The organism is Pantoea sp. ACRSB (genome assembly GCF_022346905.1).
GTDB classification, from domain to species: domain Bacteria; phylum Pseudomonadota; class Gammaproteobacteria; order Enterobacterales; family Enterobacteriaceae; genus Pantoea; species Pantoea piersonii.
Map to the genome: position 1 here is coordinate 319010 of NZ_JAKRNL010000005.1, position 20871 is coordinate 339880.

Here is a 20871-nt window from a genome sequence, read left to right on the forward strand (position 1 = left end):
GAGGCTGATTTGCCGCCTTCGCGTCAACAGGATCTCTATGCAGAATGTTACTCCCATGCTGGCCCGCAAAGATGAAAGCACCCCGGAAGAGCCGCGCTCGACGCTGCCGGGCGGCATCATCGGCTTCCTCTCCTACTGGTGCGCGCTGGCGATCCCCTTTCTGTTGTACGGCTCCAACACGCTTTTCTTCTTCCTTTATACCTGGCCCTTCTTCCTGGCGCTGCTGCCGGTATCGGTGTTGATCGGTATGATCCTCAGCATGGCGCTGCGCGGTAATCTTCTCTGGACGACGCCTGCCACGGCGGTAGCGGTGGTCTGTCTCTTCTGGCTGCTCTTCTCTTTTTTATCCGGCTGGTAACGCTTCCCGATGTATAAACACGTCGGCAGGTTACAAAACTTTACCTGCCTGCCTTCTCGCCATCCTAATCAGAATTTGCGCAGACAGCCGCGAAAGCGCGCCATTTTCACCGCTGGAGTGGAGTCCTGCATAAAGTTATGGGATGATTGAGCCGTTTTTCAGGGGGCGGGGATGGGAAAACTGACGTTACTGCTACTGGTGCTGCTTGGCTGGCTGCAATATTCGCTATGGCTGGGCAAAAACGGTATTCACGACTATACGCGCGTCAATGACGACGTTGCGGTGCAACAGGCAAACAACGCCAAACTTAAAGCGCGTAACGATCAGCTGTTTGCCGAAATTGACGATCTCAATGGCGGTTCTGAAGCGATCGAAGAACGCGCGCGCAATGAGCTGGGCATGATTAAGCCCGGTGAAACCTTCTATCGTCTGGTGCCGGATCAGAACAAACGCAACGCGCAGGCTGCGCAAAACCAACAACGATAACTCATGAACATGTTCTCTTCCCCTGCGGAGGTGATTGCCGTCGTGCCTGCTGCCGGTATCGGCAGCCGCATGCAGGCGACCTGTCCTAAGCAGTATCTGACTATTGGTCAGCAGACGCTTCTGGAACACAGCATTGCACGTCTGTTTTCCCATCCCGCTATCAAACAGGTTATTGTCGCGCTAAGCCCGGACGACGCGCAGTTCGCGTCGCTGCCGCTGGCGCGCGATCCGCGCGTGTTAAGCGTGACGGGCGGCGACACGCGCGCAGAGTCGGTGCTGGCAGGTCTGCGCGCCGCTCAGGGCGCAAGCTGGGTGCTGGTGCACGACGCGGCGCGTCCTTGCCTGCACGCCGACGACCTTGCGCGTCTGCTGCAGGTTCGCGAAACCAGCCATGTCGGCGGTATTCTGGCGGCACCGGTGCGCGATACCATGAAGCGCGGCGAGCCGGGCATCGCCGCCGTCGCTCACACCGTGGAGCGCGAGGATCTCTGGCATGCGCTGACGCCGCAGTTTTTCCCACATCAGTTGCTGACTGCCTGTCTGACACGCGCGCTGGCAGAGGGCGCGACCATTACCGACGAAGCCTCTGCGCTCGAATATTGCGGCTATCATCCGCTGCTGGTCAGTGGACGTAGTGATAACATCAAGGTCACCCGGCCGGAAGATCTGGCGCTGGCGGCATTTTATTTAACCCAGATTCAGTTAAAGGAGAGCGCATGATGCGTATCGGTCACGGTTTTGACGTTCACGCTTTTGGCGGCGAAGGTCCGCTGGTGATTGGCGGCGTGCGAATCCCGTTTGAGCAGGGGTTTATCGCCCATTCCGACGGCGACGTGGCGCTGCATGCGCTGACCGACGCGCTGCTTGGGGCGGTGGCAATGGGCGATATCGGCAAGCTGTTTCCCGATACCGATCCCGCCTATAAAGGCGCAGACAGCCGCGGCCTGCTGCGCGAAGCCTGGCGGCGTATCGCAGAGAAGGGCTACCGCATCGGCAACGTCGACGTCACGCTGATCGCTCAGGCGCCGAAAATGCTGCCTCATGTCCCGCAGATGCGCATCAATATCGCCGAAGACCTGGGCTGCCATATGGATCAGGTTAACGTGAAAGCGACCACCACTGAAAAGCTGGGCTTTACCGGACGCGGCGAAGGCATCGCCTGCGAAGCGGTTGCGCTGCTGTTGAAGGCGGATGCGGCATGACGCTGGCGGATCAGGCTTTTTTACACGGCAAGCCGACCGCGCGCGGCGTAATCAAAGCTAACCCGGAAGATTTCGTGGTGGTGGAAGATCTCGGCTACGGCGCCGATGGCGAAGGCGAACATCTGCTGGTGCGTATCCGCAAAACCGGCGCGAATACCCGCTTCGTGGCGGAAGCGCTGGCGAAGTTCCTCGGCGTGCATCAGCGCGATATGAGCTACGCCGGGATGAAAGATCGTCATGCGGTGACCGAGCAGACGCTCTGTTTCCGTATGCCAGGCAATGCGATGCCCGACCTGAGCGGCTTCACGCTGGAAGGCGTCGAGATCCTTGAGGCGGTGCGCCATAAGCGCAAGCTGCGCATCGGCGCGCTAGCGGGTAACGCCTTCCGCCTTGTGGTGCGCCACATCAGCGACCGTGACGCGGTGGAGTCGCGTCTGGCGCTGATCCGCGACGGCGGCGCGCCAAACTACTTCGGCACGCAGCGCTTTGGACGCGGCGGCAACAACCTGACTATGGCGCAGCAGTGGGCGCAAGGCGAAATCAGCCTGCGCGATCGCAACAAGCGCAGCCTTATCCTCTCTGCGGCGCGCAGCGCGCTGTTTAATCAGGTCACCAGCGCGCGACTGCTGCAACAGGGTTCACTGACGCAGGTGATAGAGGGTGACGCGCTGCAGCTGACCGGGCGCGGCAGTTGGTTCGTCGCTCAGGCCGACGAACTTAGCGAGCTGCAGACGCGCGTCGATAATCATGAACTTCGTATTACCGCGCCGCTGCCGGGACGCGGCGAGCCAGGCCCACACGGCGAAGCGCTCGCCTTTGAGCAGCAATCTCTGGCGGGCGCAGCAGAATTGGTTACACTGCTTGAGCGAGAGCGTGTTGATGCGGCGCGGCGCGCGATGCTGGTGGTGCCGCGCGATCTACGCTGGAGTTGGTGGGACGATGTGACGCTGGAGATGCAGTTCTGGCTGCCGGCAGGCAGTTTCGCCACCAGCGTGATTCGGGAGCTTCTGCAACAGGAAGGTGACGATGCGGATATTGCTGAGTAATGATGATGGGATCCATGCGCCAGGCATACAGACGCTGGCAAAGGCGCTGCGACGTATCGCCGAGGTGCAGGTCGTCGCGCCTGATCGCAATCGCAGCGGCGCATCCAACTCCCTGACGCTGGAGACGCCGCTACGCACCTTTACCCATGAGAACGGCGATATCGCGGTGCAGATGGGTACCCCGACCGACTGCGTTTATCTCGGCGTCAACGCGCTGATGCAGCCGCGCCCGGATATTGTGGTTTCAGGCATTAACGCCGGTCCCAATCTGGGCGACGACGTGATCTACTCCGGCACCGTGGCGGCAGCGATGGAAGGGCGTCATCTCGGCCTGCCCGCGCTGGCGGTATCGCTCAATGGCCTGCAGCATTACGACACGGCGGCGGCGGTGACCTGTGCGATTCTGCAGGCGCTGACGCGCGAGCCGCTGCGCACCGGACGTATTCTTAATATCAACGTGCCGGATCTGCCGCTGGATGAGATCAAAGGCATTCGCGTTACGCGCTGCGGCAGCCGCCATCCCGCCGATCAGGTGATCGCGCAGCAGGATCCGCGCGGCAACACGCTTTACTGGATAGGCCCGCCAGGCGAAAAATTCGATGCTGGCCCGGACACCGATTTCGCTGCGGTGGATCAGGGCTACGTCTCTCTGACCGCGCTGCATGTCGACCTGACCGCTCACAGCGCGCAGAATGTACTTATCGACTGGCTGGAGAAGTCGGAGGTCAGTCTCGTATGGTGAACCGGCGTATCGAAGCGCTGCTGGAGCAGCTGCGCCAGCAGGGCATCCACGATGAGGTCCTGCTAAAGGCGATTGCGGACGTGCCGCGCGAACGTTTTATCGACGAAGCCTTCGAGCATAAAGCCTGGGACAACGTGGCGCTGCCTATCGGTTCCGGCCAGACTATTTCGCAGCCCTATATGGTGGCGCGTATGACCGCGCTGCTGGAGCTGCAGCCCCATTCGCGCGTGCTGGAGATCGGCACCGGTTCGGGCTACCAGACGGCCATTCTGGCGCATCTGGTGGACCATGTTTACTCCGTCGAGCGCATCAAGGGCCTGCAGTGGCAGGCGAAACGCCGTCTTAAACAGCTCGACCTGCATAATGTTTCGACGCGTCACGGCGACGGCTGGCAGGGCTGGCCCGCGCGCGGCCCCTTCGACGCCATTATCGTTACCGCCGCGCCGCCGGAAATTCCGACTGCGCTGATTGCGCAGCTGGATGAAGGCGGCATTATGGTGCTGCCGGTGGGGGACGATCAGCAGGTGCTGAAGCGTCTGCGCCGCCAGGGTGGCGATATTGTTGAAGAGTGCATTGAGCCGGTGCGGTTCGTTCCCCTTGTTCAGGGCGATCTCGCCTGAGATTTTCCCTACGTATTTCTTCACAACTGTTTCATAGCACCATCCTTTTGATCTTGTTACTATCCATTTTCATGCGTAATACGCAGGCTTTAATGCGCCTCACAGAGCTTTGTGCTGGTGTGTTAGCAAGACAGCGTTATTCAGGTTTGCCATCACGGGGGAACAATGAGCACGGGAAGCCCAATATTTCAGTTACGCCGCCTTGCGGCGCTTTCTCTGGTTGGATTTTGGCTGGCAGGCTGTAGTTCAGGCGATAACACACAAGCACCCATTAGCCAGGTTGGAGATAACGGCGGCAGCGGCGGCATGCTTAGCCCGTCAGGCGGCGTTCCATCGACTCCGCGCCAGGGCGGAATGATTAATAATTCCGTACCTTCCGCGCCGCGCAGCGGCGCAATGGTTAGCGGAAGTGATGATAATGTTCAGACGCAAAATGGCCGTATCGTATACAACCGCAGTTATCAGAACATTCCGAAAGGTAGTTACGCGGGCGATACCTATACCGTAAAACGCGGCGATACGCTGTTCTACATCGCCTGGATTACCGGCAACGATTTCCGCGATCTGGCGCAGCGCAACAACGTCCCGGCCCCGTACGGCCTGAATGTCGGCCAGACTTTGCAGGTTGGTAACGGTGCTGGCCAGCCGATTACAGGCGGCAATGCGATTACCGCAGCGGACGCAACTCAGGGTGGCGTCCCGACCGCGCCGCAAATTAAACCAGCGCCTGTTGCACAGCAACCAGTTATTACGTATTCTGATGATTCGGGTAACTCGACTGGTAGCAAATTGTTGCCGTCGAAAGGGACAAATGTTGCAACGACAACAGTTCCCCCCGTGGTTGCCGCACCGCCCACGGTTAGCAGTACAACGAACAGTTCGACGCCGGTTGGAAGCTGGCGTTGGCCGACCGATGGGAAGATTATCGATAACTTCTCTGCCTCTGAAGGGGGGAATAAAGGAATCGATATCGCTGGTTCGCGTGGACAGCCTGTCGTCGCTACCGCATCAGGAAGAGTAGTGTACGCAGGCAACGCGCTCCGGGGTTACGGCAACCTGATCATCATTAAGCACAATGATGATTATCTGAGTGCCTACGCCCACAACGATACAATGCTGGTCCGGGAACAACAGGAAGTTAAGGCGGGGCAAAAAATCGCTACCATGGGTAGCACCGGAACCAGTTCAGTTAGATTACATTTTGAAATTCGTTACAAGGGGAAATCCGTAAACCCGTTGCGTTATTTGCCGCAGCGATAAACCGGCAGAACCCTGCTGTTCTGCCCTGGGATCACGGGTAGGAGCCGCTTATGAGCCAGAATACGCTGAAAGTAAACGAGTTACATGAAGATGCGGAATTCGAGGAGAACGGAGCTGAGGTTTTTGATGAGAAGGCTCTTGTTGAAAACGAACCCAGTGATAACGACGTAGCGGAAGAAGAGTTGTTGTCACAGGGTGCGACGCAGCGCGTTTTGGATGCGACGCAGCTCTATCTCGGGGAGATTGGCTATTCCCCGCTGTTGACGGCAGAGGAAGAGGTTTTCTTCGCTCGCCGCGCATTACGAGGCGATATTCCTTCTCGTCGCCGCATGATTGAAAGTAACTTACGACTGGTGGTAAAGATTGCCCGCCGCTACAGCAATCGTGGTCTTGCGCTGCTTGACCTGATTGAAGAGGGTAATCTCGGTTTAATCCGTGCGGTTGAGAAGTTTGACCCAGAGCGTGGGTTCCGTTTCTCAACTTATGCCACCTGGTGGATTCGTCAGACGATTGAACGGGCGATCATGAATCAAACCCGTACCATCCGTCTGCCGATTCACATTGTTAAAGAGCTGAACGTTTATCTGCGCACCGCGCGTGAACTCTCCCACAAGCTCGACCATGAGCCGAGTGCGGAAGAGATTGCGGAGCAGCTGGATAAGCCAGTTGATGACGTCAGCCGTATGCTGCGTCTCAATGAACGCATCACCTCGGTTGATACGCCGCTGGGCGGTGATTCCGAAAAAGCGCTGCTGGACATTCTGGCCGATGAGAAAGACAACGGTCCGGAAGACACCACGCAGGATGACGATATGAAGCAGAGTATCGTTAAGTGGTTGTTCGAACTGAACGCCAAGCAGCGTGAAGTGCTGGCGCGTCGTTTCGGCCTGCTGGGCTATGAAGCGGCAACGCTTGAGGATGTGGGCCGCGAAATCGGTCTGACCCGCGAGCGTGTACGCCAGATTCAGGTTGAAGGCCTGCGTCGTCTGCGTGAAATTCTGCAGGCGCAGGGTCTGAACATTGAAGCACTGTTTCGTGAGTAACTGACAAAGTTGTAAGTACAAAAAGCGGTGGCGAAAGCCACCGCTTTTTTTTGGCCGCGAGGCGGGCGGCAGAACCAGAAAGGCCTGCCGCCGGCGCGGTTACACCAGCGATTTGAGGCGGTAGATCCACTCCAGCGCCTGACGCGGCGTCAGCGTATCGGGATCCAGCGCCTCAAGCGCTTCGACGGCAGGTGAGGTTTCTTCCACCAGCAGCGGCAGCTGCGAGCCGTCAATGGTCGAAGAGGCCGAGTTGTTTGACAGGGTTTCCAGCTCCTTCAGCTTATTGCGCGCGCGCTTGATGACCTCTTTTGGCACGCCCGCCAGCGCCGCTACCGCCAGTCCATAGCTTTTACTGGCTGCGCCTTCCTGCACGCTGTGCATAAAGGCGATGGTGTCGCCATGCTCCACGGCGTCGAGGTGGACATTAAATACGCCTTCCATTTTCTCCGGGAGCGTGGTCAGTTCAAAGTAGTGCGTAGCGAACAGCGTCATCGCCTTGATGCGGTTCGCCAGGCTCTCCGCGCAGGCCCAGGCCAGCGACAGACCGTCATAGGTTGAGGTGCCGCGTCCAATTTCATCCATCAGCACCAGGCTATGTTCGGTGGCGTTGTGCAGAATGTTGGCGGTTTCTGTCATCTCCACCATAAAGGTTGAGCGGCCCGAAGCGAGATCGTCCGCCGCGCCGATACGGGTAAAGATGCGATCCAGCGGGCCGGCCATCACCTCTTCCGCCGGCACAAAGCTGCCAATCCAGGTCATCAGCGCGATGAGTGCCGCCTGACGCATATAGGTGCTCTTACCACCCATATTGGGGCCGGTAATGATCAGCATGCGGCGCTGCGGCGCCAGCGACAGCGGGTTGGCGATAAAGGGCTCTTTCAATACCTGTTCAACAACCGGATGACGACCGCCGGTAATTTTGAGGCCGGGCTTCTCCTGCAGAGCAGGGCGACAGTAGTTTAGCGTCCAGGCGCGCTCCGCCAGATTGCTCAATACGTCCAGTTCGGCGAGCGCGGCGGCGCTGAGCTGCAGCGCTTCCAGGTGGGACAGTAACTGATCGAACAGCGACTCGTAGAGGCTTTTCTCCAGCGCCAGCGCCTTCCCTTTCGAAGTGAGCACCTTATCTTCGTACTCTTTAAGCTCAGGAATGATATAGCGCTCTGCGTTTTTCAGCGTCTGGCGGCGCACGTAGTGAATAGGCACATGGTCGCTCTGGCCGCGGCTGACCTGAATGTAGTAGCCATGAACGGCGTTAAAGCCGACCTTCAGCGTATCGAGGCCGAGCTTTTCGCGTTCGCGGATCTCCAGCCTGTCCAGATAGTCGCTGGCACCGTCTGCCAGCGCGCGCCACTCATCCAGCTCCGCGTTGTAACCGGGCGCGATGACGCCGCCATCGCGAATAAGCACCGGCGGCGCCTCAATAATCGTCGCCTCAAGCAGCTCACGCAGCTCGGTGAATTCGCCCATTCGCTCGCGCAGACGAATCAGCGCCGTAGATTCTACGTCAGCCAGTAAGGCGTTTAGCTCTGGCAACTGCTGAAAAGCGTGGCGCATACGGGCCAAATCGCGCGGTCGCGCCGTACGCAGCGCCAGACGCGCCAGAATACGTTCCAGATCGCCAACCTGGCGCAGCACCGGCTGTAGCGAATCGCACAGCGGCTGGAGTTCAGCGATGGCGTCCTGACGCTGGTTAATTACCTGCGCATCGCGCAGCGGCATATGCAGCCAGCGCTTGAGCATGCGGCTGCCCATCGGCGTTACGGTTCGGTCCAGCACCGCCGCCAGCGTGTTCTCCGTACCGCCCGCCAGGTTCTGCGTGATCTCCAGATTGCGACGCGTGGCGGCGTCCATAATGATGCTGTCCTGCTGCCTCTCCATGCTGAGCGAGCGGATATGCGGCAGGCTGGTGCGCTGCGTATCCTTGACATACTGCAGCAGGCAACCTGCGGCGCGCAGCGCCTGATGCGCCTGCTCAACGCCAAATCCGTTCAGATCGCGCGTGCCGAACTGCATGTTCAGCTGCTGGCGCGCGGTATCGATCTCAAACTCCCACAGCGGACGACGGCGCAGACCGCGACGTTGCTCAATCAGCGACATTGCCTGGAGGTCTTCCGGATAGAGCAGTTCGGCTGGATTGGTGCGCTGTAGCTCAGCGGCCATGGTTTCGGCGTCCGCCGGTTCGCTCAGGCGAAAACGGCCGGAGCTGATATCGAGCGTGGCGTAACCAAACCCTTGTGGGCTCTGCACAATGGCGGCGAGCAAATTATCGTGACGCTCCTGCAGCAGCGCTTCGTCGCTGATGGTGCCCGGCGTGACGATTCGCACGACTTTGCGTTCAACCGGCCCTTTGCTCAGCGCCGGATCGCCGATCTGCTCGCAGATCGCGACGGATTCGCCCAGCTGCACCAGCTTCGCCAGATAACTCTCTACCGCATGGTAGGGCACGCCAGCCATCGGGATGGGTTCTCCCGCCGACGCGCCGCGTTTAGTGAGCGAAATCTCCAGCAGCTGCGATGCGCGTTTAGCGTCGTCGTAGAAAAGCTCGTAGAAATCGCCCATGCGGTAAAACAGCAGGATGTCAGGGTGTTCCGCCTTCAGGCGCAGATATTGCTGCATCATCGGGGTATGAGCGGTGATGTCCTTATCGACTGATTTGTTCATAAATAATTAGCTCTTAAATCATTCGGTTATTGGGCAAGCCTTGCATCGGACTGCGTGTTCTGGCGTATGTAAAGGGATAAACCCTTTCTAAAACAGAGAGGATGCGCGGGATATTGCGGCCCTGGCTGTGAGATAAGCTGCGTCTGAAAGCCATTATGAAAAGTTGCATCCTGAACATCAAGGCTGCCGCTTTTCCACCGCCTGTCCGGGCGATGCCCGACCAGCCCGAATCCGGGCGCCCGTTACCAGCGACGGGCGAAAACAGGTTATCGCGCGTGACGTTATCAGGCCGCGGCGCAAAAGCCTAACGGAATCCTGCCTGACGAGCAGCCTGTGCGAGGCGCTACGCAAAAAGCAGCAAGCCACAGCATCACTTCAGGCTGTAGAGCAGTAGCGCTTCACCCGCCAGCGCCAGACAGGGGCCAAAAGGCAACGGCAGATGCAATGGACGGCGCATAAACAGGCGCGCCAGCGCAACAGTGATTAAGCCGGTACTGGAGGCGATCAGCAGCAACAGGGGAAGCGGCCGCCAGCCCAGCCAGGCGCCGAGCGCCGCCAGCAGTTTAACATCGCCGCCGCCCAGCGCCTCCTGATGGCGCACTACGCGCCAGAGCCAGGCCAGCAGCCGGAACAGCAGATATCCGCCAGCCGCACCGAAGATAGCCTCTGTCGGGCCGACCTGCGGCAGAATGCCCGATGCCTGAAACAGCAGCCCGAGCCAGAGCAGCGGCAGAGTCAGCGCATCCGGCAGCAGTTGATAACGCAGGTCGATCAGCGACAGCGCCAGCATAAAACCGCTCATAACCAGCGCCGCCAGCAGCGCGCCGTTCCACGGCAGCCACAGAGCAAGCAGCAGGCTTATCGCCATAGCGGCAAACTCGGTCGCAGGATAACGCCAGGAGATCGGCAGGCGACAGTGACGACAGTGACCGCGCAGCCGCAACCAGCCAAGCAGAGGGAGGCAGTCGCCTGCGCGGATGCGCGCTTTACAGCGCGGGCAGTGAGAGCGGGGCAGCAGTAGCGAAAAGCCCGGCTGGGGGCGCAGCACCATCAGCGGCAGGCGGTAAATCACGACGTTGAGAAAGCTGCCGACGCAGAGCGCCAGGACGCCCAGCAGCAGCCAGTAAAAGAGATTATCGCTCATCGGTAGTTATTCCTCTTCCTTGATGCGCCGCTCTTGAGTCAGCTGCTCAAAGGGCACATCCCGATCGCACTTTATCCTTGTCTTTCATCATTGTGTTGAACAGATCGCTGTTTTCAGGCGACTTTGCGAGAGGCTCCTCAGCCAGCAGTGCGCCATTACTGCTTTTTGCCGATGCTTCCTGCGCCGGTTCGCAATTTTTCTCTGGCGCTATTTTTACGTTTCGCCCTGTCCATTCGGTGAGTGAATGTTTACCATAATTCGTTACCTTCACTGCATGCTTATGGATATCAAATGCGTTTTAAGATCAGCTTATTTCCGCTTATTGCCCTACTTGCCGCCTGCAGCAGTAAACCTGAATCCGCGACGCAGGCCGCAACGCTGGCCGCGCCGAAAGGGGGCTTTCTGCTTGAACAGTCCCACGCCGTACAGCCTGTGCTGGGCGACTTTGCCGGGAATCCGGCCGCCGAACAGTTTATCGACCAGATGGTGAAGAAGCATGGCTTCGACCGCCAGCAGCTGCACGCCGTTATCGGGCAGGCCAAAAGGCTGGATTACGTGTTGCGTCTGATGGATCGCCAGGCGCCCGCCTATACGCCACCAGCCGGGCCTAACGGCGCGTGGATCCGCTATCGCAAGCAGTTCATTACGCCGGACAACGTACAAAACGGCGTCGCCTTCTGGAACCAGTATCAGGATGCCTTAACGCGCGCTCAGCAGGTGTATGGCGTGCCGCCGGAGATTATCGTCGGCATTATCGGCGTAGAGACGCGCTGGGGGCGCGTAATGGGTAAAACGCGTATTCTGGATGCGCTCGCCACGCTCTCGTTTAACTACCCGCGCCGCGCCAGCTACTTCAGCAGCGAACTGGAAACCTTCCTGCTGATGGCACGCAACGAAGAGGACGATCCGCTCGATCTGAAAGGATCGTTCGCCGGCGCGATGGGCTACGGCCAGTTTATGCCTTCTTCCTATCAGCAGTATGCCGTGGATTTTAACGGCGACGGCCACGTCAATCTGTGGGATCCGGTAGACGCCATCGGCAGCGTCGCGCACTACTTTAAAGAGCATGGCTGGCGCAGCGGGGAGGGCGTAGCTGTTCCGGCCAGCGGTCAGGCGCCGCTGCTGGAGAACGGTTTCAAAACCAGCTACACGCCGCAAATGCTGGCGGCATCTGGCCTCTCTCCGCAGGGTTCTCTGGACGGTAATAACCAGGTCAGCCTGCTGCGCCTGGATATGGGCACCAGCTACCAGTACTGGTACGGCTTGCCTAACTTCTACGTTATTACCCGCTACAACCACAGCACCCACTATGCGATGGCGGTATGGCAACTGGGCGAGGCGGTCAGCAAAGCGCGCAGCGGCGCCATGTTCTGACAGTTGTCCTTAGCAACAGTAAGGGGATATGATGGCGCCCCTCAGCGTCATCATATCTGTTGTTTCAGGAGCCGTTATGCAATCACTTCCCGCGTGTCCCCTTTGTCAGGCTGATTACAGCTGGCAGGATGGCGACAATCTTAACTGTCCCGCCTGCGGTCATATCTGGTCGCTGAACGAAGGTGAAAGCAACGTGGATCGCCTGGTGGTGCGCGACGCCAACGGCAATCTGCTTGAGGATGGCGACACGGTGACCGTCGTTAAAGATCTCAAAGTGAAGGGTAGCTCCTCCACGCTGAAAATCGGCACGCGCGTTAAGGGGATCCGTCTGGTGGAAGGCGATCATAATATCGACTGCAAGATCGAAGGCTTCGGCCCGATGAAGCTAAAGTCGGAGTTTGTCAAACGCGGATAAAACAAGCGGGCGCGCTGCACCCGCATCCATCTCTTATTCAAACAGCCGGTCGAGCGCCTCGCACTGTTCAGCGCTAAGCGCGCCGCCATAATTGCGCGACTGGCTGGTCATAGAATCAAAACGGCGCGACACCGCGGTTTTGATAGTCGTGACAAAATCCTCTCCGATGGCGTAAATCGCCATCATCCTGCCGATACGCTGCTGAATAGTCGCCAGCGCCGCCAGATCCTGCTCGCGCCACGCCGCCATTGCCGCTGCGAACAACTCCGGCACGATATTGTTCAGGCCTGAAATTACGCCCGCCCCGCCAGCCAGCAGGTTTGGTACCAGATATTCGTCATAGCCCGAAAGAACGGCGAAATCGTCGCGTACCTTTTTGGTCTCCTCAATCAGCGCGCGGTTGTGCGACAGGGAGTCAACCGTATCTTTTATGCCGATAAAGCCAGGCAGCTCTGCCGCCAGCTCGCTGACAAGCGCCGGGCTGAGATCGCAGCCGGTGCGCGCCGGAAAATTGTAGGCGAACCATTTACCGCCGATGCGCTTATCCAGCTCGCGGAAATAGCTCAGTAGCTGACGTGAGGTTTGCCCATAGTAATAGGGCGGCAGCACCATCACCGCGTCAAAATTGTTTTTCCATGCCGCCTCGGCCAGCTCCAGCATATCCGGTACGCAGGTGCTGGAGATATTGGCGACCATGCTGAGCGGCGAGAGCTGGCGCGCTTCACGAATAAGCAGCAAACGTTCCTGCTGCGTCAGGGAGGCAAATTCGCCAATGCTGCCCATCAGCAGTAAGGTATTAATGCCTGACGTGTTCAGTCGGGCGAAGTGGCAACCCAGCGCATCAATATCTGGCTGCCCTTGTTGCGTAAAAGGCGTAACGGAGGGGCACCATACGCCGGAAAATGCGGGTTGCGAGATCATAAACGCTCCTGAATGTGAAAAATGAAACGTTGTTTTAACTTAATGCGCAGCGTGACTGCTTGCCACCGCGGCGCGCAAAATTGGGCAACGCATCGCATTTTTCCGCTTCGGACACGCTTTTGAGCTAACGCAGAGGTCAAATATGCAGGACTGGAATCCTCAACTCTATCGGCAATTCGAATCTGAAAGAACGCGACCTGCGCAGGAACTGCTGGCGCGCATACCCGTTACCGATGTGCGCTTCGCCACGGATCTCGGATGCGGTCCGGGCAACAGCACTGAGCTGCTGGCGCGCGCCTGGCCTGACGCGCAGATTTACGGGCTGGACAGTTCAGAGGCGATGCTGGCGCAGGCGCGTGAAAGGCTGCCTGGCTGCACGTTTTTCAAAGAGGATATCCGGCGCTGGCGGGCGACAGAGCCGCAGCAGGTGATTTATGCCAATGCCTCGCTGCAGTGGCTTGACGAGCACGACAGGCTATTGCCGCATCTGGCGAGTCAGCTGGATAGCGGCGGCGCGCTGGCGATACAGATGCCGGATAACCTGCAGGAGCCTACGCATCGCCTGATGCGTGAAATCGCCGCGTGCGATCCCTGGCGTCAGCGTATCGGCGAGGTGGAGCGTAAAAAGTTGCTTAGCGGCGAGCGCTATTACGATCTTCTGGCACAGGCGGGCTGCGTGGTGGATCTCTGGCGCACCACCTACTACCACATCATGGCGGATGCGCAGGCGATCGTCGACTGGCTGAAAGCGACCGGGCTGCGGCCGTTTCTCAATGCGCTTGAGCCTGACGAGCAGCCGCGCTTTCTGGAACAGTATCGTCAGGCGCTGCAGCAGGCTTATATGCCACGCGCCGACGGTCGCATTTTGCTGGCTTTCCCACGTCTTTTTATCGTAGCGGTGAAAAAGGCGTCGTAACGCTGAGAGATGATGCGCAAAGGCGGCAGGCTTTATGCCGGATGGGTTGAAAATGCTCTGCTTCTGCACCATGTTCTCTTTACTGAGCAGAAAGGATGAGATGCTATGAATGACCTGGAATTACAGCGTCTGAGCGCGGCAGTCGGCGAGCGTCTCAAGGCGAAAAGCGCGACGGTTACCTGCGCTGAATCCTGTACGGGCGGCTGGATCGCTAAGGTGTTTACCGATATCAGCGGCAGCTCCGCCTGGTTTGAACGCGGTTTCGTTACTTACAGCAACGGCGCCAAGCAGGAGCTGGTGGGCGTCTCAGCGGCTTCGCTTGCGCAGTATGGCGCGGTGAGCGAGGCTGTAGTGCGCGAGATGGCGCAGGGCGCGCAGCATGCCGCGCAGGCGGACTATGCGGTGTCGGTCAGCGGCATTGCCGGGCCGGACGGCGGCAGCGCGGGAAAACCGGTCGGCACCGTGTGGTTCGGCTTCGCTGCGCCGGATGGTGTAGTGACCGCTAAACGCCAGCAATTTCAAGGGGATCGCGAGGCGGTTCGTCGTCAGTCCGTGGCGTTCGCGCTGCAGACATTACAGGACGATTTTTTGGCAAATTAAGCTTGATACTGTATGACTATACAGTATAATTAGCAGCAACAGAAAGCGAGCAGGCATTTGTAGCGTGCTTACCCCCGTATGAGTCAGGAGTAGAAATGGCAATTGACGAAAACAAACAGAAGGCTTTAGCTGCTGCGCTGGGCCAGATTGAAAAGCAATTCGGTAAAGGCTCCATCATGCGTCTGGGTGAAGACCGCTCAATGGACGTAGAAACTATTTCTACCGGTTCGCTTTCACTGGATATCGCGCTGGGCGCCGGCGGTTTGCCGATGGGCCGTATCGTCGAGATTTATGGACCGGAATCTTCCGGTAAAACCACCCTGACGCTGCAGGTTATTGCCGCAGCGCAGCGCAAAGGCAAAACCTGTGCCTTTATCGATGCTGAACATGCGCTGGATCCGGTTTACGCGAAAAAGCTCGGCGTTGACATCGACAATCTGCTCTGTTCACAGCCCGATACCGGCGAGCAGGCGCTGGAGATTTGTGACGCGCTGGCGCGTTCAGGCGCAGTAGACGTTATCATCGTCGACTCCGTAGCGGCGCTGACGCCGAAAGCGGAAATCGAAGGTGAAATCGGCGACTCTCATATGGGCCTTGCGGCGCGTATGATGAGCCAGGCGATGCGTAAGCTGGCGGGTAACCTGAAGCAGTCCAACACGCTGCTGATCTTTATCAACCAGATCCGTATGAAAATTGGCGTGATGTTTGGTAACCCGGAAACCACTACCGGTGGTAACGCGCTGAAGTTCTACGCTTCCGTTCGTCTTGATATCCGCCGTATCGGCGCGATTAAAGAGGGCGACGAAGTGGTTGGTAGCGAAACCCGCGTTAAAGTGGTGAAGAACAAAATCGCCGCGCCGTTTAAGCAGGCTGAGTTCCAGATCATGTACGGCGAAGGCATCAACACCTTCGGTGAGCTGGTAGACCTGGGCGTGAAGTACAAGCTGGTCGAAAAAGCCGGTGCCTGGTACAGCTATAACGGCGACAAGATTGGTCAGGGTAAAGCGAACGCCACCAATTTCCTTAAGGAAAATCCGGCAATCGCTAACGAACTGGATGTGAAACTGCGCGATATGCTGCTGAACAGCGCAGCAGCAGAAGCGGGTGCTGCTGAAGCGCCAGCAGACGCGCTGGAAGATGCAGCCAGCGAGACGAACGAAGACTTCTAACCCTGTGCGGGAGTGGGCAACCACTCCCGTTTTTCGTTTTAGCAACCCTCTCTTTCTTTCCTCTCCGTTCTGCCGCCATAATTCCCTTCTGATTGAGCAAGGTGAGTCCTATGTCTGAACAACCGCAACCCAGGGAAATCCCTTTTCCACGTCTGCTCGATCGCGCTATGCGCATTCTGGCGCAGCGCGATCACAGTGAAGCGGAGCTGCGCAGAAAACTACAGCAGTCAGTGCAGCGCGCGGCCTTTATCCAGCAGAGTGAACCGGAAATCATCACCGACGCGCAGCTGGATAAGGTAATCGGCTGGTGTCAGGAAAATGGCTGGCTCAATGAGGCACGCTTTACCGAACGTTTTATCCAGAGCCGCAGCCGTAAAGGATATGGCCCGCAGCGCATCCGGCTGGAGCTGGGACAGAAAGGCGTGGCACGCCCTGAAATTGATATCGCCATGGAAGCCTGTGAAATTGACTGGAGCGCCTGCGCCGCACAGCTGGCGGAGCGCAAATTTGGCCTCCCTTTGCCAACGGAGTGGAAGGCCAAAGCGAAAGTTCAGCGTTATTTGCAGTCAAAAGGCTTTTTCATGGAGGATATTCAGGCCGTTTTCAGAAATTTTGACGACTGAAAGCCGCGCGGGGTTTTACTTCCCTGTGAAGAAAATTTATCTTATTCCCACTTTTTTGTTCCACTGAACGGAAAGCTGCGCGGATGCGGCTTGTCTGACAGAACGGAACTTTCGTTAGCGTGATTCCAGGATATATATGAGCAAGAGCACTGCTGAGATCCGTCAAGCGTTTCTCGACTTTTTCCATAGCAAGGGACATCAGGTTGTAGCCAGCAGCTCCCTCGTACCGAATAACGACCCGACGCTGCTGTTCACCAACGCCGGTATGGTCCAGTTTAAGGATGTCTTCCTCGGCCAGGACAAGCGCGACTATTCGCGTGCGACCACGTCGCAGCGCTGTGTGCGCGCCGGTGGCAAGCACAACGATCTGGAAAACGTCGGCTATACCGCACGTCACCACACTTTCTTTGAAATGCTGGGCAACTTCAGCTTCGGCGACTATTTCAAGAAAGAGGCGATTGCTTATGCCTGGGAACTGCTGACGGGAGAAACCTGGTTCGCTCTGCCGAAAGAGCGTCTGTGGGTTACCGTCTATGAAACTGATGACGAAGCCTACGACATCTGGGCCAACGATATCGGCGTTCCGCGCGAGCGCATTATTCGTATTGGCGACAACAAAGGCAGCGCTTACGCCTCTGACAACTTCTGGCAGATGGGCGATACCGGCCCTTGTGGCCCCTGCAGCGAAATTTTCTACGATCATGGCGATCATATCTGGGGCGGCCCGCCGGGAAGCCCGGAAGAAGATGGCGATCGCTATATAGAGATCTGGAATATCGTCTTTATGCAGTTCAACCGTCAGCCGGACGGCACTATGCTGCCGCTGCCGAAGCCGTCGGTTGATACCGGCATGGGACTGGAGCGTATCTCCGCTGTGCTGCAGCACGTCAATTCCAACTATGAAATTGATCTGTTCGCAAAACTGATCAAAGCGGTAGCGGAAGTGACCGGCGCGACCGATCTCAGCAATAAATCGCTGCGCGTTATTGCCGACCATATCCGCTCTTGCGCCTTCCTGATCGCCGACGGCGTTATTCCGTCTAACGAAAACCGTGGTTACGTGCTGCGCCGCATCATTCGTCGCGCGGTTCGTCACGGCAATATGCTGGGTGCGAAAGAGGCATTCTTCTACAAGCTGGTTGCGCCACTGGTTGAGGTGATGGGCGCCGCGGGCGAAGATCTGAAGCGTCAGCAGAGCCAGGTAGAAAACGTACTCAAGACCGAAGAAGAGCAGTTCGCTAAAACGCTGGAGCGCGGTTTGACGCTGCTGGACGACGAACTGGCGAAACTGCAGGGCGATACGCTGGATGGCGAGACCGTTTTCCGTCTTTACGATACCTTTGGCTTCCCGGTTGACCTGACGGCCGACGTCTGCCGTGAGCGTAACCTGAAAATTGACGAAGCGGGCTTTGAAAAAGCCATGGAACAGCAGCGCCAGCGCGCACGCGAGGCGAGCGGTTTCGGCGCTGACTACAGCAACGTCATCAGTATCGACGCGGCTTCAGCGTTTAAAGGCTATGACCAGCTTGACCTGACGGCTACCGTTAAGGCGATCTACGTTGACGGCGTCGCGGTAGAAGAGGTTGCTGCGGGACAGGAAGCGGTCGTGGTGCTGGACGAAACGCCATTTTACGGTGAATCTGGCGGGCAGGTAGGCGATACGGGCCTGCTGAAAGGGAAGAATGCTGAATTTAACGTTCAGGATACACAAAAATATGGTCAGGCTATTGGCCATATCGGTAAGCTGACGGCTGGTCATCTGCGTATCAGCGATCGCGTTGAGGCGCAGGTTGATGAAGCGCGCCGCGCGCGCATTCGTCTGAACCACTCCGCAACGCATCTGCTGCACGCGGCGCTGCGTCAGGTTCTTGGCGAACATGTGGCGCAGAAAGGCTCTCTGGTCAACGATAAATACCTGCGTTTCGACTTCTCACATTTCGAAGCGATGAAACCGCAGGAAATTCATCAGGTCGAAGAGATCGTCAACGCGCAGATTCGTCGCAACCTGCTGGTTGAAACCGACGTGATGGATATTGACGCGGCCAAAGGCAAGGGTGCGATGGCGCTGTTCGGCGAGAAATACGATCAGCGCGTGCGCGTGCTGACCATGGGTGATTTCTCTATCGAGCTGTGCGGCGGCACGCACGCAGCGCGTACTGGCGATATCGGCCTGTTCCGCATTCTGAGCGAGTCCGGTACTGCCGCAGGCGTACGTCGTATTGAAGCTGTAACCGGTGAGGGTGCGCTGGCGCAGGTTTATGCGCAAAGCAGCCAGCTAAATGAGATCGCTCAGCTGGTGAAAGCCAATAGCAGCAATCTGAATGACAAAGTGCGCGGTCTGGTCGATCACGTACGTGCGCTGGAGAAAGAGCTGCAGCAGCTGCGCGATCAGCAGGCTGCGCTTGAAAGCGCTTCGCTGAGCAGCAAGGCGATCGACATCAAGGGCGCGAAGCTGCTGGTAAGCGAGCTGAGCAACGTTGAGCCGAAAATGTTGCGCACCATGGTTGACGATCTGAAGAACCAGCTGGGTTCGGCGGTGATTGTGCTGGCGACCGTAGCGGAAGGAAAAGTGTCGTTAATCGCGGGCGTGACTAAAGATTTGACTGACCGTGTAAAAGCGGGCGAGCTGGTGGGCGAGCTGGCGCAGCAGGTCGGCGGTAAAGGCGGCGGGCGTCCAGATATGGCGCAGGCTGGCGGTACCGATGCGCAGGCGCTGAAAGGCGCGCTGGCGGGCGTTGAAAGCTGGGTCAACAGTCGCCTGTAGCAAACTAGAACAATGCATCGTGAAAAGCGCCAGGAACTGAAGTTCCGGCGCTTTTTAATACGATGTGCATCAGGTAATGACAAAGTCAGGTCGATGTAGTGTATTTCGGCTAAACTAACTATCAGCGGAATGTATTGGCGTAGCGACGTACATTGGTGTATTTGTCATAGTCAATGTTCAGCGTTAAATGATGGATAATGCCGGGAGCCCGAACAGAGCCCGACTCTTTTAATCTTTCAAGGAGCAAAGAATGCTTATTCTAACTCGTCGAGTTGGTGAAACCCTCATGATTGGCGATGAGGTGACTGTAACGGTGCTGGGAGTGAAAGGTAACCAGGTTCGTATCGGTGTGAACGCGCCAAAAGAGGTCTCAGTGCATCGCGAAGAGATTTATCAGCGCATTCAGGCCGAAAAAACTCAGCAAACGAGTTACTAACGGATTCAGCGCCTCGCAGTTTTTTGCGAGGCGCGACCGCTTTCCCACACTTCTTCTCTTTTTTCCCGCTTCGTTTCTTCTGATTATTTTCCCGCTTGCCTGCTTTTACTGTTGATAAATCACTCTTTTTGTCGGCAAATTGCCCCAATTGAGCGTCATTTGTGCAAACGATCAGGCGGTGGGAAAAATTGTTTGACTTATAAATGCGGGAAAGTAATATGTGCGCCACGCAGTGCCGATGAGCGGAAACAAAGTTCAGAAGCACAGTTCGCAAGAACGCGTAAGGTGAGGTGGCCGAGAGGCTGAAGGCGCTCCCCTGCTAAGGGAGTATGCGGTCAAAAGCTGCATCCGGGGTTCGAATCCCCGCCTCACCGCCATTTTCTGATGCATCCGTAGCTCAGCTGGATAGAGTACTCGGCTACGAACCGAGCGGTCGGAGGTTCGAATCCTCCCGGATGCACCATCTGGAAAATGCGAAAGTAAGTGAAAGAGTCGTTCCTTTCTCGGTGAGTTGTTAGCACCCTGCGTTGTACAAGAATTATTTATGCATCCGTAGCTCAGCTGGATAGAGTACTCGGCTACGAACCGAGCGGTCGGAGGTTCGAATCCTCCCGGATGCACCATATCTCAGGATATGGGCAAGGCACCTCAAAGCGAGATGCGTTAATTCCTGGCACTTCCTGGTTGTCTGATTTATCCCCCTGCAAAACGATTTCTCAATGCATCCGTAGCTCAGCTGGATAGAGTACTCGGCTACGAACCGAGCGGTCGGAGGTTCGAATCCTCCCGGATGCACCATCTCTTCAGATACGAAAGAGTGCCTCGAACGGTTATGGCATGACACATTGCCTGACAGTACGATTATCCTTCTGGATGCACCCTGTCTCTGGATATGAAAAAGTTTTACCCCTGCAAGACGATTTCTCAATGCATCCGTAGCTCAGCTGGATAGAGTACTCGGCTACGAACCGAGCGGTCGGAGGTTCGAATCCTCCCGGATGCACCATCTCTTCAGTTACGCAAAAAGAGCGCGAACTGATATGGCGAGGCGAAAGCCGAGCATTTCTCCCCGATAAACCTTCTTCGCGAAA

The 20871-nt window shown here is 57.4% G+C and carries 21 protein-coding genes and 5 tRNA genes; 22 read left to right on the forward strand and 4 right to left on the reverse strand.

Annotated elements, in window-relative coordinates:
* Positions 1-37 precede the first annotated feature (37 nt).
* From MHZ89_RS16630 to rpoS, 9 genes are all read left to right on the forward strand, one after another.
* Positions 38-358, forward strand: coding sequence for a DUF3561 family protein (locus MHZ89_RS16630; RefSeq protein ID WP_120454428.1), 321 nt, complete (start codon positions 38-40; stop codon positions 356-358).
* A gap of 171 nt (positions 359-529) precedes the next feature.
* The gene (ftsB, locus tag MHZ89_RS16635) at positions 530-844 is read left to right on the forward strand and encodes a cell division protein FtsB (protein WP_033752087.1); all 315 of its coding nucleotides are present in this window, start codon (positions 530-532) and stop codon (positions 842-844) included.
* Between the two features lie 3 nt (positions 845-847).
* On the forward strand, positions 848-1564 hold the full coding sequence (ispD, locus tag MHZ89_RS16640) for a 2-C-methyl-D-erythritol 4-phosphate cytidylyltransferase (RefSeq protein ID WP_120454426.1): 717 nt from the start codon (positions 848-850) through the stop codon (positions 1562-1564).
* Positions 1564-2046 (forward strand): 2-C-methyl-D-erythritol 2,4-cyclodiphosphate synthase, encoded by a 483-nt coding sequence (gene ispF / locus MHZ89_RS16645; protein WP_120455109.1) that lies wholly within the window; start codon positions 1564-1566, stop codon positions 2044-2046. Before ispD ends, ispF begins: the two co-directional genes overlap by 1 nt.
* A complete protein-coding gene (gene truD, locus MHZ89_RS16650) occupies positions 2043-3092 on the forward strand; it encodes a tRNA pseudouridine(13) synthase TruD (protein WP_311783933.1) in 1050 nt (349 codons plus the stop codon). The genes ispF and truD overlap by 4 nt, the downstream gene beginning before the upstream one ends.
* Positions 3073-3834: a 5'/3'-nucleotidase SurE gene (gene surE / locus MHZ89_RS16655; RefSeq protein ID WP_126690099.1), complete on the forward strand. Its 762-nt coding sequence runs from the start codon at positions 3073-3075 to the stop codon at positions 3832-3834. Before truD ends, surE begins: the two co-directional genes overlap by 20 nt.
* Positions 3828-4454 carry a protein-L-isoaspartate(D-aspartate) O-methyltransferase gene (locus tag MHZ89_RS16660; protein WP_311783934.1) on the forward strand — a complete coding sequence of 209 codons (627 nt, stop codon included), beginning with the start codon at positions 3828-3830 and terminating at the stop codon, positions 4452-4454. Before surE ends, MHZ89_RS16660 begins: the two co-directional genes overlap by 7 nt.
* Positions 4455-4619: 165 nt before the next feature.
* The gene (gene nlpD / locus MHZ89_RS16665) at positions 4620-5714 is read left to right on the forward strand and encodes a murein hydrolase activator NlpD (protein WP_311783935.1); all 1095 of its coding nucleotides are present in this window, start codon (positions 4620-4622) and stop codon (positions 5712-5714) included.
* Positions 5715-5764: 50 nt separating this feature from the next.
* Entirely contained in the window at positions 5765-6757 is a 993-nt protein-coding gene (rpoS, locus tag MHZ89_RS16670; protein WP_048783701.1) for an RNA polymerase sigma factor RpoS, read from the forward strand.
* 99 nt (positions 6758-6856) lie between these two features.
* Here rpoS and mutS read toward each other — a convergent pair whose 3' ends face one another.
* The 3 genes from mutS to MHZ89_RS16685 form a co-directional block, all read right to left on the reverse strand.
* The gene (mutS, locus tag MHZ89_RS16675) at positions 6857-9418 is read right to left on the reverse strand and encodes a DNA mismatch repair protein MutS (RefSeq protein WP_311783936.1); all 2562 of its coding nucleotides are present in this window, start codon (positions 9416-9418) and stop codon (positions 6857-6859) included.
* A 370-nt stretch (positions 9419-9788) separates the two neighbouring features.
* The gene (locus MHZ89_RS16680) at positions 9789-10562 is read right to left on the reverse strand and encodes an A24 family peptidase (protein WP_311783937.1); all 774 of its coding nucleotides are present in this window, start codon (positions 10560-10562) and stop codon (positions 9789-9791) included.
* A 46-nt stretch (positions 10563-10608) separates the two neighbouring features.
* Positions 10609-10833: a hypothetical protein gene (locus MHZ89_RS16685; RefSeq protein WP_311783938.1), complete on the reverse strand. Its 225-nt coding sequence runs from the start codon at positions 10831-10833 to the stop codon at positions 10609-10611.
* Between the two features lie 20 nt (positions 10834-10853).
* On the opposite strand from MHZ89_RS16685, the gene mltB reads away from it, so the two are divergent.
* Positions 10854-11936 (forward strand): lytic murein transglycosylase B, encoded by a 1083-nt coding sequence (gene mltB, locus MHZ89_RS16690; protein WP_120454289.1) that lies wholly within the window; start codon positions 10854-10856, stop codon positions 11934-11936.
* A 76-nt stretch (positions 11937-12012) separates the two neighbouring features.
* Positions 12013-12351, forward strand: a complete 339-nt coding sequence (locus MHZ89_RS16695) for a zinc ribbon domain-containing protein YjdM (protein ID WP_271152742.1) — start codon at positions 12013-12015, stop codon at positions 12349-12351.
* 33 nt (positions 12352-12384) lie between these two features.
* On the opposite strand, the gene MHZ89_RS16700 is transcribed toward MHZ89_RS16695, so the two are convergent.
* Positions 12385-13272, reverse strand: coding sequence for a dihydrodipicolinate synthase family protein (locus MHZ89_RS16700; protein WP_311783939.1), 888 nt, complete (start codon positions 13270-13272; stop codon positions 12385-12387).
* Positions 13273-13414: 142 nt separating this feature from the next.
* Here MHZ89_RS16700 and tam point away from each other — a divergent pair, with 142 nt between their 5' ends.
* The 11 genes from tam (at position 13415) to MHZ89_RS16755 (ending at position 20786) form a co-directional block, all read left to right on the forward strand.
* Positions 13415-14188 carry a trans-aconitate 2-methyltransferase gene (gene tam, locus MHZ89_RS16705; protein WP_311783940.1) on the forward strand — a complete coding sequence of 258 codons (774 nt, stop codon included), beginning with the start codon at positions 13415-13417 and terminating at the stop codon, positions 14186-14188.
* Between the two features lie 105 nt (positions 14189-14293).
* Positions 14294-14788 carry a nicotinamide-nucleotide amidase gene (gene pncC / locus MHZ89_RS16710; RefSeq protein ID WP_311783941.1) on the forward strand — a complete coding sequence of 165 codons (495 nt, stop codon included), beginning with the start codon at positions 14294-14296 and terminating at the stop codon, positions 14786-14788.
* A gap of 95 nt (positions 14789-14883) precedes the next feature.
* On the forward strand, positions 14884-15957 hold the full coding sequence (recA, locus tag MHZ89_RS16715; protein WP_311783942.1) for a recombinase RecA: 1074 nt from the start codon (positions 14884-14886) through the stop codon (positions 15955-15957).
* 110 nt (positions 15958-16067) lie between these two features.
* A complete protein-coding gene (locus MHZ89_RS16720; RefSeq protein WP_271152745.1) occupies positions 16068-16580 on the forward strand; it encodes a regulatory protein RecX in 513 nt (170 codons plus the stop codon).
* A gap of 136 nt (positions 16581-16716) precedes the next feature.
* On the forward strand, positions 16717-19344 hold the full coding sequence (gene alaS, locus MHZ89_RS16725) for an alanine--tRNA ligase (RefSeq protein WP_311783943.1): 2628 nt from the start codon (positions 16717-16719) through the stop codon (positions 19342-19344).
* Positions 19345-19594: 250 nt separating this feature from the next.
* The gene (gene csrA, locus MHZ89_RS16730; protein ID WP_004155916.1) at positions 19595-19780 is read left to right on the forward strand and encodes a carbon storage regulator CsrA; all 186 of its coding nucleotides are present in this window, start codon (positions 19595-19597) and stop codon (positions 19778-19780) included.
* Between the two features lie 284 nt (positions 19781-20064).
* Positions 20065-20157, forward strand: a tRNA-Ser gene (locus MHZ89_RS16735).
* 9 nt (positions 20158-20166) lie between these two features.
* A tRNA-Arg gene (locus MHZ89_RS16740) sits at positions 20167-20243 on the forward strand.
* 83 nt (positions 20244-20326) lie between these two features.
* Positions 20327-20403, forward strand: a tRNA-Arg gene (locus MHZ89_RS16745).
* Between the two features lie 98 nt (positions 20404-20501).
* A tRNA-Arg gene (locus MHZ89_RS16750) sits at positions 20502-20578 on the forward strand.
* Positions 20579-20709: 131 nt separating this feature from the next.
* Positions 20710-20786, forward strand: a tRNA-Arg gene (locus tag MHZ89_RS16755).
* The last annotated feature ends 85 nt before the right edge of the window (positions 20787-20871 follow it).

Coding starts and splice junctions, on each gene's coding strand:
- surE (WP_126690099.1), top strand. CDS start 3,073: ATGCGGATATTGCTGAGTAATGATGATGGGATCCATGCGCCAGGCATA.
- recA (WP_311783942.1), top strand. CDS start 14,884: ATGGCAATTGACGAAAACAAACAGAAGGCTTTAGCTGCTGCGCTGGGC.
- MHZ89_RS16630 (WP_120454428.1), top strand. CDS start 38: ATGCAGAATGTTACTCCCATGCTGGCCCGCAAAGATGAAAGCACCCCG.
- MHZ89_RS16700 (WP_311783939.1), bottom strand. CDS start 13,272: ATGATCTCGCAACCCGCATTTTCCGGCGTATGGTGCCCCTCCGTTACG.
- ispF (WP_120455109.1), top strand. CDS start 1,564: ATGCGTATCGGTCACGGTTTTGACGTTCACGCTTTTGGCGGCGAAGGT.
- pncC (WP_311783941.1), top strand. CDS start 14,294: ATGAATGACCTGGAATTACAGCGTCTGAGCGCGGCAGTCGGCGAGCGT.
- mutS (WP_311783936.1), bottom strand. CDS start 9,418: ATGAACAAATCAGTCGATAAGGACATCACCGCTCATACCCCGATGATG.
- MHZ89_RS16660 (WP_311783934.1), top strand. CDS start 3,828: ATGGTGAACCGGCGTATCGAAGCGCTGCTGGAGCAGCTGCGCCAGCAG.
- tam (WP_311783940.1), top strand. CDS start 13,415: ATGCAGGACTGGAATCCTCAACTCTATCGGCAATTCGAATCTGAAAGA.
- ftsB (WP_033752087.1), top strand. CDS start 530: ATGGGAAAACTGACGTTACTGCTACTGGTGCTGCTTGGCTGGCTGCAA.
- csrA (WP_004155916.1), top strand. CDS start 19,595: ATGCTTATTCTAACTCGTCGAGTTGGTGAAACCCTCATGATTGGCGAT.
- ispD (WP_120454426.1), top strand. CDS start 848: ATGAACATGTTCTCTTCCCCTGCGGAGGTGATTGCCGTCGTGCCTGCT.
- MHZ89_RS16695 (WP_271152742.1), top strand. CDS start 12,013: ATGCAATCACTTCCCGCGTGTCCCCTTTGTCAGGCTGATTACAGCTGG.
- MHZ89_RS16680 (WP_311783937.1), bottom strand. CDS start 10,562: ATGAGCGATAATCTCTTTTACTGGCTGCTGCTGGGCGTCCTGGCGCTC.
- mltB (WP_120454289.1), top strand. CDS start 10,854: ATGCGTTTTAAGATCAGCTTATTTCCGCTTATTGCCCTACTTGCCGCC.
- alaS (WP_311783943.1), top strand. CDS start 16,717: ATGAGCAAGAGCACTGCTGAGATCCGTCAAGCGTTTCTCGACTTTTTC.
- truD (WP_311783933.1), top strand. CDS start 2,043: ATGACGCTGGCGGATCAGGCTTTTTTACACGGCAAGCCGACCGCGCGC.
- nlpD (WP_311783935.1), top strand. CDS start 4,620: ATGAGCACGGGAAGCCCAATATTTCAGTTACGCCGCCTTGCGGCGCTT.
- MHZ89_RS16720 (WP_271152745.1), top strand. CDS start 16,068: ATGTCTGAACAACCGCAACCCAGGGAAATCCCTTTTCCACGTCTGCTC.
- rpoS (WP_048783701.1), top strand. CDS start 5,765: ATGAGCCAGAATACGCTGAAAGTAAACGAGTTACATGAAGATGCGGAA.